An 11288-nucleotide genomic window follows, 5' to 3' on the forward strand; every position below is an offset into this window, starting at 1 on the left:
GCCGTGCCGGTCGCCTAGGGCGGGTTCGGAGTCCAGGGTCAGAGGCCGGGTTCAGAGGCCGAAGTCGCGGCGCGGGTCGCCGACCATGGTCGCGGGGTCGACGATCCGGTCGAAGTCCGCGGCGTCCACGCCGAGCGCGACGGCGGCCTCGCGGAGGGTCGAGCCCTCGTGGTCGGCCTTGTGGGCGATGGCGGCGGCCTTGTCGTAGCCGATGTGCGGGCTGAGCGCGGTGACGAGCATGAGCGAGCGGTCCACGTAGTCGGCGACGGCCTTCTCATCGAGCTCGATGCCCTCGACGGAGTGGACGCGGAGCGTCCCGCACACGTCGCCGAGGATGCGCGCCGAGTGGAGCACGTTCTGGATGACGATGGGCCGCATCGTGTTCAGCTCGAAGTTCCCCTGCGCGCCCGCGGCGGCGACCACGGAGTCCTCGCCGATGACCTGGAGGGCGACCATGACCGCGGCCTCCTGCTGGGTCGGGTTCACCTTGCCGGGCATGATCGAGGAACCGGGTTCGTTCTCGGGCAGGCGCAGTTCGTGCAGGCCCGCGCGGGGGCCGGAGGAGAGCCAGCGCATGTCGTTGGCGACCTTCATGAGCGCCACGGCGACGCCGCGGAGCGCGGCGCTGACGGCGACCATGCCGTCGAGGGAGCCTTGCGCGGCGAACTTGTTCGGGGCGGTGACGAGCGGCAGGCCGGTGAGTTCGGCGAGCTTCGCGGCGATGGCCTCGCCGAAGCCCTCGGGGGCGTTGATGCCGGTGCCGACGGCGGTGCCGCCCGCGGCGAGTTCGCATACGGCCGTGAGGGACTGCTCCAGGCGGGCGGCGGCGTCGCGCAGCTGCGCCTCCCAACCGGACCACTCCTGGCCGACGGTGAGCGGCGTGGCGTCCTGGAGGTGGGTGCGGCCGATCTTGACGACCTCGGCCCAGCGGCGGGCCCGGTCGCCGATGGCGGCGGCGAGGGCGAGAACCTGCGGGAGGGTGCCGTCGCGGACTTCGAGGAGCGTGGCGACGTGCATCGCGGTCGGGAAGGTGTCGTTCGTGGACTGCGCGAGGTTGACGTGGTCGTTGGGGTGGACGATGCGGTCGCGGCCCAGGCCCCCGCCGAGGAGCTGGCTGGCGCGGTTGGCGACGACCTCGTTGACGTTCATGTTCGACTGGGTGCCGGAGCCGGACTGCCAGACGTACAGCGGGAACTCCTCGTCGAGGGAGCCTTCGGCGACCTCTTCGCAGGCGTGGACGATCGCGGCGGCGAGGTTCGGGTCGAGGCGCCCGGCCTCGGCGTTGACGAGCGCGGCGGCCTGCTTGACGATCCCGTAGGCGCGGTAGAGGCCGACGGGCATGCGGTCGTCGCCGATCGCGAAGTGCTGGAGCGCGCGCTGGGTCTGGGCGCCCCAGTAGTGCTCGGCGGGGACCTCGACCTCCCCCATGGCGTCGGTCTCGATACGGACGCCCGCGGCGCCCGTGCCGATGGGGAGATCGTGGTCGGCCTTGGGGAACGGCATCGTGCACCTCGCGCGGACGGGTCGCCGCACGGGGCCCCGCGCGGGGTGCCGATCCTACCCCGCGGAGCGGGTGACGGACGTTGTGTATCGAAGTTGGTCAATGTATTCTGTGATGACCCTCACGGAAGTTCCACTGGAAGTTTCGGTTCGAGCGGTCTCACCGTTGACGCCGGCCCGTCCGGGGCCGCCCCGCACCGTCGATGATGGACTCGCCCCACCAGACAAGGACTGGCACATGGCATCATCGATCGCGCCCGGCTGCGCCCCGCCCTCCCCCGATCCCCTCGTCCATCAGCGCGCCCGGCACCGCCGCGGGCTGCGGTTCGCGCTCGTCGCCCTCGCGTCGATCGCCCTCGCCTCGGCGCTCGCGCTCTCGACCCGGTTCAGCGCGGAGGCGCAGGTGCAGGCACGCTCCGAATGGGACGGCGCGGACTGCGCCGTCGCGATCCCCGGCAGCTGGGCCTCCAGCTCGCTGCTCCCCGACCCGTTCACGAAGCTCGACGGCACCCGCATCACCACCCGCGACCAGTGGGAGTGCCGCCGCTCCGAGATCAAGGAGCTCGCCGAGCGCACGATCTACGGCGACAAGCCGCAGCCCGACTCCGTCACGGGCACGGTGACCTCCTCGCGGATCACGGTCAACGTCAGCGACAACGGCCGCTCCACCGGCTTCTCCGCTTCGGTGCAGCTCCCCAGCGGCTCCGGGCCGTTCCCGGCCGTGATCGTCTACGGCGGCTTCGGCGCCGACACGCAGACGATCCTCGCCTCGGGCGCGGCGGTGATCAACTACGACCCGGGCGCAGTCGGCGCCGAGGGCACGCCGCGCAACAACAAGCAGGGCGCGTTCTACACGCTCTACGGCGCGACGAGCTCCACGGGCGTGCTCATGGCGCAGGCGTGGGGCGTCAGCCGCATCATCGACGTCATCGAGCAGTCGGGCGGGTCGATCCTCAACAGCTCCACGGGCGTCACCGGGTGCTCCCGGTACGGCAAGGGCGCGTTCGTCGCCGGGGCGTTCGACCAGCGCATCGACCTGACGATGCCCATCGAGTCCGGCTCGGGCGGCGTCGGCGCGATGCGCTCGATCGCGCAGGAGTCCGGTTCCCAGCCGCTGAGCAGCGCCTACGGCGAGCAGCCGTGGCTCGGCGACGCGTTCAGCGCCTACACGGGCAACCCGGCGGGCCTCCCGGTCGACACCCACGAGATCGTCGGGATGATCGCCCCGCGCGGCCTGTTCATCATGGACAACCCCCACGTCGAATGGCTCGGCGCCCGCTCGGGCGCGGTGGCGGCCCTCGGCGGCGCCGAGGTCTACAAGGCGCTCGGCGCTGGGTCGAACCTCTCGTACCACTCGAATGTCGCCGACGGCACCCACTGCGCCACGCGAAGCGAATGGCGCACGCCGCTCCAGCAGTCCATCAACGCCTTCCTCAAGGGCTCGGGCACCCCGCCGGGCGTCATCACCATGCACCCCAGCAAGTCCGCCAACCTCTCCCAGTGGCGGAACTGGACGACCCCGACGCTCGGCAGCGCCGATCCGGGGTCGACGACGACCCCGGCGGAGACCACGAGCCCGGCCGAGACGACCTCGCCGCCGCCGACCGGTTCCGGCTGCACGGCCCGGGTCGAGGTAGCAAGCTCGTGGAACGGCGGCTGGCAGGGCAACGTCCACGTCACCGCCGGCAGCGCCGCGATCAGCGGCTGGCGCCTGACCTGGACCTGGCCTGGAGGCCAGCGCATCACCAGCTCCTGGAACGCCACGGTCACCAGCTCCGGAGCGACCGTTACGGCTGACGACGTCGGCTGGAACGGCTCGATCGCCAGCGGCCAGACCCAGAACGCCTGGGGCTTCATCGCCTCCGGCACCAGCACCACCCCGACAGTGACCTGCACGGTCACCTGACCCGACACCCACCGAGTGCGGGCCGGACGCAAGGCGCCCGGCCCGCACTGTCGTACCCACGAGGCACCCTTGATCCGGGGGCGCCCGTCCGCGCCCCGCCACTTGGGCTGCCCGAAAACTCCTCCCCCGCTCCCGTTGTCGTACCCGCTGGGCATTGTTGATCCGGGGGCGCCTATCGGTGCCGCCCGATCCGGCGTGCCCTCCGGCCGCCCCTCCCCCGCTACTTACCGGCCGACCGGTTCGAATTCGTCACATCCGGGTTCCGCGATGTGAGCTGGGGTCACCACTGCTTGATACGTTCGCGATTGTGTCCGAGCCTGCCCAGTCGACGATCAGCATGCGGCGCCTGTTCGTGCCGATCTACGGCCCGACCGTCCTGATCTCCATCGGCATGGGGGCGGTCGTCCCGCTCATCGCGCTCTACGCACTCGACCTCGGCGCGAGCGTCACGCAGGCCGCGATCATCGTCGGCCTCATCGGCTTCGGCCAGCTCACCGGCGACCTCCCCGCCGGGTCCCTCGCCCAGCGCTTCGGCGAGAAGCCCGTGCTCCTCGCCGCCTGCGTGGTCGAGGCCGGCGCGCTCGTCGTCGCCTCCCAGACGACCTCGCTCCTGGTCGTCTCGGTCTGCGTGTTCGCGATCGGCCTCGCCTCCGCGGTCTTCGGCCTCGCCCGCCACGCCTACCTCTCCGAGGCCGTCGCGATCGCCTACCGCGCCCGCGCGCTCTCGACCCTCGGCGGGACCTTCCGCATCGGCTCGTTCATCGGCCCGTTCGTGGCAGCGGCGCTCATCGCCCAGTTCTCGATCGGCGCGGCCTTCGCGTTCGCCGCCTGCACCAGCCTCGCGGGCGGCCTGCTCAGCCTCCTCCTCCCCGAGCTCCCCGGCGACGGCGCGCGGCGCAAACCCGCGCCCGAGGCCGAACCCGAAGCGCGCCTGAGCCTCTGGCAGGTCATCCGCGACCACCGCAAAGTCCTCGCGCACCTCGGCTCCGGCGTCTTCCTCATCATGATCGCCCGCGCCTCCCGGACCGCGATCATCCCGCTCTGGGCCGCCCACCAGGGCCTCGACGCCACCACCACGAGCATCATCGTCGGCATCTCCGCAGGCGTCGACATCCTGCTCTTCTACCCCGGCGGCGCGATCATGGACCGCTTCGGCCGCATGTGGGTCGCGCTCCCCGCCATGCTCGTGATGGGCATCGGATTCCTGGTCCTGCCGCTGGCGGACACGGCGGTCCTCGTCGGCGTCGTCGCCTGCGTCATGGGCCTGGGCAACGGCGTCTCCTCCGGCATCGTCCTCACGCTCGGCTCCGACGTCGCCCCCGACCTGGGCCGACGCCAGTTCCTCGGCGCCTGGCGCCTCTGCGCCGACCTCGGCAACGTCGCGGGCCCCGGCCTCATCAGCCTCGTCTCCCTCGCCTTCCCCCTCGGCGCCGCCGCCGTCGCCCTCGGCGTCATCTCCTGGTTCGGCGTCGGCTGGCTCGCCAAATGGGTCCCCGTCTACGACAGGTCCCGCGACGCCGTCCCCGCGAAGGTCTAACCGAAGCGGGCGGCCGTCCACTCGCCGATCGACTGCTCGGTGAGCACCACGTCGAAGGCGGCCTCGGCCGCGCCGAGGAGGAACGCGTCCGGGCCGAGCGCCGAGGCGATCACGGCGGGCGGGTCGTCGCGGCGGAAGCCCATGAGGCCCGCCTCGAACGCGGCGGCGAAGGCGTCGGGCGCCGCGCGGCGCAGCTCCGGGGCGAGGCCGCCGAAGGAGACCACCTCGGGGTCGAGGATGTTCGCGAGCCCGGCCGCGCCGCGGCCCAGGGAGGCCGAGCACTGCTCCACGGCCGCACGGGAACCGGGGTCGACGAGCGCGTCGATGAGGTAGGCGCGCGGGTCGTCGGGCTCGGGGCGGCCGAGCAGGCGCGCGACCGCGCGGCCGTCGACCGCGACGTCCCAGCAGCCCGTGGCACCGCACGGGCACGGCACCGCGGGGTCGCCGAACGGCGCGTGCCCGAACTCGCCGCCCGCGCCCGAAGCGCCCGTGACGGCGAACGCGTGGTCGACGAACACGCCGCCGATCCCGACCTCGATCGTCAGGTACAGCACGGACTTCCCGGGGTGGGCGAGGCGCGCCTCCGCGAGCCCGGCGAGGGTCGCGTCATTGCCGATCACCTGGGGCACACCGGGAAGCAGCGGCTCTACCTCGACGTCGCGCCAGCCGAGGACGCTCGACTGGCCGATGCGCCCGCGCCGCACCGTGGCCGCCGCCGAGACCGAGACCGCGCGGATGCGCGAGCCGTGCCGCGCGCTCAGGGCCTCCACGGCCTCGCGGACGGCGGCGAAGACCGGTTCGGGGCGCTTGGAGCCGTGGCGGCCGGTGGCCGGTTCGCTCAGCGTCCCTTCGAGATCGGCGACGGCGACGCGCCATTCGGCCTGCCGGATGTCAACGACGGCGACGAGGGGCCCGTCCGGGTGGGCGTGGAGCGTGGTCGTGGGGCGGCCGCGGCCGGTCGGCGGGGCGGGGTGCTCGGCGATCAGGTCGAGGGCGCGCAGGCGCGAGCAGATCTCGGTCGCGGTGCCGCTGCCGACCCCGAGGACGCGCGCGGCCTCGGCGCGCGTGACGCCGGGCCGGGCCCGCACCAGCCGCAGGAGGTCGAGCGCGCCGCTCCAGCGGGCGGCCTCGGCACGCCCCACTTTGATGGGTCCGGAGTCCGGGTCCGATGCTCGGGCTTGCGCCATGCCACCTCCAGCGTTTATCCTCGCGCTACGAGTTTAAATGATCCCCGGAGGGCTTCATGCGAAGCTACAGCAACCCCGCGGCCGTCCTGTTCGACATGGACGGCACCCTCGTCGATTCCGACGGCGCGGTCGTGCGCGCCTGGGCGGCGTGGGCCGCCGAGTACGGCGTGGACCCGCAGGTCGCGCTCGCCGACCCGCACGGCAACCCCGCCCCGACCACCGTCGCCATGCTGCGGCCCGACCTCGACGCGCCCGGCGTCGCCGCGGCCGCCGCCCGGCAACTGGAGTTCCAGTACGAGGACGTCGCCGACGTCGTGGCCGCCACGGGGGCGACGCGACTGCTCGCGGTCCTGGAGCGCTCCAGCATCCCGTGGGCGGTGGTCACCAGCGCCGACGACCGCCTCGCGAAGGCCCGCTTGGACGCGGCCGGGATCGTCCCGCCGCTGCTGCTCACCTTCGACGACGTCGACCGCGGCAAGCCCGACCCCGAGGGCTACGTGAAGGCCGCCGCGGCGCTCGGCGTCGACCCCGCCGACTGCCTCGTGGTCGAGGACTCCGGGCCGGGCCTCGCGGCCGGGCGTGCCGCGGGCGCGATGACCGCCGCGCTGCGGGGCCTCGAAGGTGATGTGTCCCTTCGGGATCTAGACGAACTCGCCGACCTCATCGAACGCAGCGCGCCGCCCGCGGAACACGCCGAACCCGCCGAACCCGCCGAACCCGCCGAACCCGCCGAACCCGCCGAACCCGCCGAACCCGCCGACAGCATCGAATCCGAGTCCCGGGCCGAACCCGGCCGCCGCCATGGCGGCTGACACGGCGGTTGCCACGCCGGACCGAGCGGTCGGCCGCGTCGTCGCGTTCGCGCAGATCGGCCTCGGCTTCCTCGTCTCCTCGTTCGGGCCCTACCTCGCCGGGATCGCCGTCGAACTCGACCGCCCGCGCGGCGAACTCGTCTGGCTCACCATGATGTTCGGCGCCGGGCTCGTCCTCGCGGCGGCGACCGGCTCGGTCGTGCTCCGCACGGGCGCCGGGCTCGTCATGCGCCTCGCGTGCGCGCTCATGACGATCGGCGCGGTCGCCATGGCCGTCACCCCGGACCTGCGCATCGCCGGGCCCGGCTCCGTCCTCGTCGGCGTCGGCTGCGCCGCCGTCGCCCTCGCGACGCCCCCGCTCCTGCGCGGCCCGGGCGCCGCCAAGCGCATCGCCGTCGCAGTCGGCGTCTCCAGCGCGGCCGGGGTCCTTGCGCCCCTCGCATTCGGCGCCTTGGAGACCGCGGGCACCGCGGGCCGCTGGGCGCTCCTCGCGGCGGTCCCGGTGCTCCTGACCGGGTTGGTGCACCGCACCGTGACAGGCGCCGGCGAAGCCGAGGAGGACGGCGGCCGCGTCCCGCTCGGCCCGGCGTCGGTCGGGTGGCTGCGGATCGTCCTCAGTGTCGGATGCGAGTTCTGCTTCGTGGTGTGGGGCGTCGCGCGTCTGGCCGACACCGGGGTCGCGCTCGGGACGGCGTCGGCGCTCGGTGCGAGCTTCGGGATCGGCATGGCGGCGGGGCGGCTGGTCGGGCCGCGGTTCGTCGACCGGTCCTGGGCGGTCGGCGCCGCGGCCGGGGTCACCATGGCGGGCACCGTGATCGTGTACCTGGGGCAGGACCCCGCGACCGTGACCGCCGGGATCGCCGTGGCGAGCCTCGGGATCGCGCCGCTGTACCCGATCATGCTCGCGGGCCTGGTGAACCTCCCGGACCTGACGCCGCGGCATTCGGCGTCGATCGCGTCGCTCGCGTCCGGGACGGCGATCCTCGCCGCGCCCGCGGCGCTGGCGTGGCTCGACGGTCAGATCGGGCTGCGGGAGGCGTTCCTGCTGCCGGTGCCGCTGCTGCTCGTGCTCATGCTGCTCGCAAGACGGGCGCACTGAAACTGGTACGGCCCCGGATCGTGCATCCTATATCCTATAGGATGCACGATCCGGGGCCGTGAGTGTGCTTACTGCTCGGGTTCCTTCTTCTTTGTCGCCGAGAGCGATCCGGCGTGCGCCTTCTCGTCGGGGTTGCCGCGGGTCTTGATGAGGCTCGCGATCGTGACGATCACGAGCACGCCGATGACGACGCCGAGGCTGACCGGGGTGGTGATCTCGGGGATCGACGTGTTCACGTCGACGTGCGCCCAGTGCATGATGAGCTTCGCGCCGATGAACAGCAGGATCAGCGAGAGCCCCAGCGAGAGGTACACGAGGCGGTCGAGCAGGCCCTTCACGAGGAAGAACAGGGCGCGCAGGCCCAGGAGCGCGAACGCGTTCGCGGTGAAGACGATGTACGCCTCCTGCGTGACGCCGAAGACCGCGGGGATCGAGTCGAGCGCGAACAGCAGGTCCACCGAGCCGATCGCGATGAGCACGATGAACAGCGGCGTGACGACCTTGCGGCCGCCCTCCTTCGCGAAGAGCTTGCCGCCGATGTAGTCCGCGGAGACCGGCAGGAACCGGCGCGCGCCGCGGACCATGAGGTTCGACTCGACGTCGGGGTCCTCGTCTCTGTGGCGGAACAGCTGGATCGCGGTGTAGACCAGCAGCAGCCCGAAGACCAGGAACATGAACGAGAACGAGTTGATGAGCGCCGAGCCGAGCGCGATGAAGATGGCGCGCATGATGAGCGCGAGCACGATCCCGAACGTGAGGACCTTGTGCTGGTGGTGGTCGGGGACCGCGAACGTCGTCATGATGATGACGAACACGAACAGGTTGTCGACCGAGAGGCTCTTCTCGATGATGTAGCCGGCGAAGTACTCCGTGCCGGCGGCGTTGCCGTACTGCATGCCGAACCAGACGCCGAACAGCACGGCGATGGCGATGTAGATCACCGACCAGGCGGTCGCTTCCTTGAACCCGACATGATGGGGCCGCAGGGCCGCCAGCAGCAGGTCCACCGCCAGTAGAACGACGATGAGTCCGATCGTCAAGGCCCAGGTGAGTGGGCTGATATCGAGCACGCTACCTCCGTCAGATTGCCATCATCACGACTGCGGGTTGACATCACCCCAGTGCCCCCGAATCCTAACGGCAAACCTTGCCAGCGGCCACGACAACCCCTCGCCATATTCGGGTCAGACGGCGTCGGCGCGGAACTCCTCCAGCGCGGCGGTCTGCTCCGCGGAGAGCGGGAAGTTCGCGTTGCGCGAGACCGGGTGGATCTCGGCCTGGTCCCAGTAGCGGGACGGGATGCTCGTGGCGACCCCGATGCGGCGCATCTCGGAGTGGAGCGTGTCGTACAGGCCCTGCGCGTCGAAGAGGTAGACGTGCTCGATGGACCAGGGCCGGTGGGCCGCAGCGGAAGTGCCGCGCGGGCCGGTGAGGACCAGGTACGTGTCGAGGTCCTCGGCGTCGGTCATGTCGAGCAGGCCCTGGTTGCGCGGGTAGTGCTTGATGTTGACGCTGCGGCCGGCGAGCGGCCCGGCCCGGAAGTAGCCGTCGATGGCGCGGTCGGCGGTCGGTTCGAGCGCGATGTCGAAGACCTGCGCGGCGATCCAGTCCGAGAGGTGCCCGTGCGCGGCAGGGCGGCCGACGACGTCGGCGATGCGCTCGTCGATGGCGTTGCGCGCTCTGAGCAGCATGGCGATCGCTTTGATCTCGGCTGAGGACATCGGTGCTCCTTGTGACCCGTCCTCATCGTACCGAGGGATCGCGGAGGCCGCCCGAATGCGGCCCCCGGACGATTGCCTCCGGGCGCTTCCCCTGGCAGGCTATGGCGATGAGCGACTCCGGCGGTGCGACGCCGCCGACCCCCGACGGCGCTCCGCCCTCCGGCGCGCCCGCGGGCCCGGCGGACCGGGCCTGGACGCTGTACTACATGACCGACGCCGAAGGGCTGGACCTCGCCCCGCCCGGCCTCGCCCCTTCCACCCCCGAACCCCCGGCACTGGGCATCGACCGCCTCGCCGACGAGCTGAAGGACCTGCTGACGGCCTCGGCGGAGCCGATGGACGGCCACGGTCACCTGGGGCACTTCGCGAAGGCCGCCGAGGAGGCCGCGAACGTGGCCGGGAACCCGAACCTCGTCGCCGGGACCGTCAGGTGGATCGTGACCGCCGGGTTCATGGCCGCCGGTGCGCCCCAGCCGTTCCCGCAGCTCGCCGGGTACTGCGCGTTCCGCACCGCCGAGCACCTGGCCGAAGCGCTCGCCACCGACGCGGACACGATGCGCGCCAACGCCGTCATGGCCTTCGCCGAGTCGCTGCACGTCGCCGACGCGCTCAGCTGCGCCAGCCGGGGCCTGCTCGACACGTGCGAGTCGCTGCGGGTCCTCCAGCAGCGCTATGACGACGGGCAGCTCGACGCGCTGATCGACGGCTTCACCCCCGACGGGCCCCCGGAGATCGACCTGCCGTTCGCCCCGCACGACCCCGCCCCGCCCGAGCCGCCCGCGGAGCAGCCGTGGAGCCCGTTCCAGCGGCGCGCCGACGCGCCGTCGCGGATCGTCAGACCCGCTGCGCCGCAGCCGGAGTACGCGGCCCCCGGGGAGGACGCCGGGTTCCTGTTCTTCCGGGACCACGAGCGCACCCACGGCGGGCGGCTCGCGCCCGGGTGCCTCGACCAGTGGTGGCCCGCGCCGATCCGCGTGGGCGGCAGGCGCTTCGCAACCGCCGAGCACTACATGATGTGGTCCAAGGCGAAGCTGTTCGAGGACGAGCTGGCCGCCGCGGCGATCCTCGCCGAGGACGACCCCGAGCGCGCCCGCGCCCTCGGGCGCACCGTCACCGACTTCGACCTGCGCGTGTGGGAGCGGCACCGGTTCCAGATCGTGGTGCGCGGCAGCATCGCCAAGTTCGGGCAGCGCGGCGAGCTGCGGAACTTCCTGCTGTCCACAGGAGACCGCATGCTGGTGGAGGCGAGCCCCGACGACCCGGTGTGGGGCATCGGCCTGGAGGCCGACGACCCGCGCGCGGCCGACCCGCGCACCTGGCAGGGCCAGAACCTCCTCGGGTTCGCTTTGATGACGGCGCGGCGGCACCTGCGCGCGGCCGGATAGCGGAACGCCCGCTCCGATGTGGTCGGAGCGGGCATTCGAGCCGGCCTAGGTCGTGTTTACGAAGTCGGTTTCCAGTCGAGGATGATCGCGACTTGGATGGTGGCCTGGTATCGGACGGCGAGTTTGTCGAACCTTGTCGAG

9 protein-coding genes are annotated in these 11288 nt (G+C 72.3%); 5 read left to right on the forward strand and 4 right to left on the reverse strand.

Translation table 11 applies throughout. The features are described from left to right. Positions 1–51: 51 nt before the first annotated feature. Positions 52–1503 carry a class II fumarate hydratase gene (locus tag B0I28_RS26585; protein WP_106366900.1) on the reverse strand — a complete coding sequence of 484 codons (1452 nt, stop codon included), beginning with the start codon at positions 1501–1503 and terminating at the stop codon, positions 52–54. A 235-nt stretch (positions 1504–1738) separates the two neighbouring features. On the opposite strand from B0I28_RS26585, the gene B0I28_RS26590 reads away from it, so the two are divergent. Both B0I28_RS26590 and B0I28_RS26595 read left to right on the forward strand, forming a co-directional pair. Continuing rightward, positions 1739–3406 carry a glucuronyl esterase domain-containing protein gene (locus tag B0I28_RS26590; RefSeq protein ID WP_106366901.1) on the forward strand — a complete coding sequence of 556 codons (1668 nt, stop codon included), beginning with the start codon at positions 1739–1741 and terminating at the stop codon, positions 3404–3406. 307 nt (positions 3407–3713) lie between these two features. Then, positions 3714–4943 carry an MFS transporter gene (locus B0I28_RS26595; protein ID WP_219927010.1) on the forward strand — a complete coding sequence of 410 codons (1230 nt, stop codon included), beginning with the start codon at positions 3714–3716 and terminating at the stop codon, positions 4941–4943. Here B0I28_RS26595 and B0I28_RS26600 read toward each other — a convergent pair. After that, positions 4940–6130, reverse strand: a complete 1191-nt coding sequence (locus tag B0I28_RS26600) for an ROK family transcriptional regulator (protein WP_106366902.1) — start codon at positions 6128–6130, stop codon at positions 4940–4942. The two genes, B0I28_RS26595 and B0I28_RS26600, sit on opposite strands and share 4 nt — an antisense overlap. Before the next feature lie 56 nt (positions 6131–6186). Here B0I28_RS26600 and B0I28_RS26605 point away from each other — a divergent pair, with 56 nt between their 5' ends. Next, complete coding sequence (locus tag B0I28_RS26605) at positions 6187–6942, forward strand: HAD-IA family hydrolase (protein WP_106366903.1); 756 nt, start codon at positions 6187–6189, stop codon at positions 6940–6942. After that, positions 6932–8041 carry an MFS transporter gene (locus tag B0I28_RS26610; RefSeq protein WP_106366904.1) on the forward strand — a complete coding sequence of 370 codons (1110 nt, stop codon included), beginning with the start codon at positions 6932–6934 and terminating at the stop codon, positions 8039–8041. The genes B0I28_RS26605 and B0I28_RS26610 overlap by 11 nt, the downstream gene beginning before the upstream one ends. Before the next feature lie 68 nt (positions 8042–8109). On the opposite strand, the gene B0I28_RS26615 is transcribed toward B0I28_RS26610, so the two are convergent. Continuing rightward, positions 8110–9111 (reverse strand): TerC/Alx family metal homeostasis membrane protein, encoded by a 1002-nt coding sequence (locus B0I28_RS26615; protein WP_106366905.1) that lies wholly within the window; start codon positions 9109–9111, stop codon positions 8110–8112. A gap of 114 nt (positions 9112–9225) precedes the next feature. Beyond that, complete coding sequence (locus tag B0I28_RS26620) at positions 9226–9762, reverse strand: hypothetical protein (RefSeq protein ID WP_106366906.1); 537 nt, start codon at positions 9760–9762, stop codon at positions 9226–9228. A gap of 107 nt (positions 9763–9869) precedes the next feature. Here B0I28_RS26620 and B0I28_RS27735 point away from each other — a divergent pair, with 107 nt between their 5' ends. Then, on the forward strand, positions 9870–11147 hold the full coding sequence (locus B0I28_RS27735; RefSeq protein ID WP_219927011.1) for a riboflavin biosynthesis intermediates N-glycosidase: 1278 nt from the start codon (positions 9870–9872) through the stop codon (positions 11145–11147). Positions 11148–11288 lie beyond the last annotated feature (141 nt).

This window comes from Glycomyces artemisiae, assembly GCF_003002955.1.
GTDB classification, from domain to species: Bacteria; Actinomycetota; Actinomycetes; order Mycobacteriales; family Micromonosporaceae; genus Glycomyces; species Glycomyces artemisiae.

Coding starts and splice junctions, on each gene's coding strand:
- B0I28_RS27735 (WP_219927011.1), top strand. CDS start 9,870: ATGAGCGACTCCGGCGGTGCGACGCCGCCGACCCCCGACGGCGCTCCG.
- B0I28_RS26590 (WP_106366901.1), top strand. CDS start 1,739: ATGGCATCATCGATCGCGCCCGGCTGCGCCCCGCCCTCCCCCGATCCC.
- B0I28_RS26600 (WP_106366902.1), bottom strand. CDS start 6,130: ATGGCGCAAGCCCGAGCATCGGACCCGGACTCCGGACCCATCAAAGTG.
- B0I28_RS26605 (WP_106366903.1), top strand. CDS start 6,187: ATGCGAAGCTACAGCAACCCCGCGGCCGTCCTGTTCGACATGGACGGC.
- B0I28_RS26585 (WP_106366900.1), bottom strand. CDS start 1,503: ATGCCGTTCCCCAAGGCCGACCACGATCTCCCCATCGGCACGGGCGCC.
- B0I28_RS26620 (WP_106366906.1), bottom strand. CDS start 9,762: ATGTCCTCAGCCGAGATCAAAGCGATCGCCATGCTGCTCAGAGCGCGC.
- B0I28_RS26610 (WP_106366904.1), top strand. CDS start 6,932: ATGGCGGCTGACACGGCGGTTGCCACGCCGGACCGAGCGGTCGGCCGC.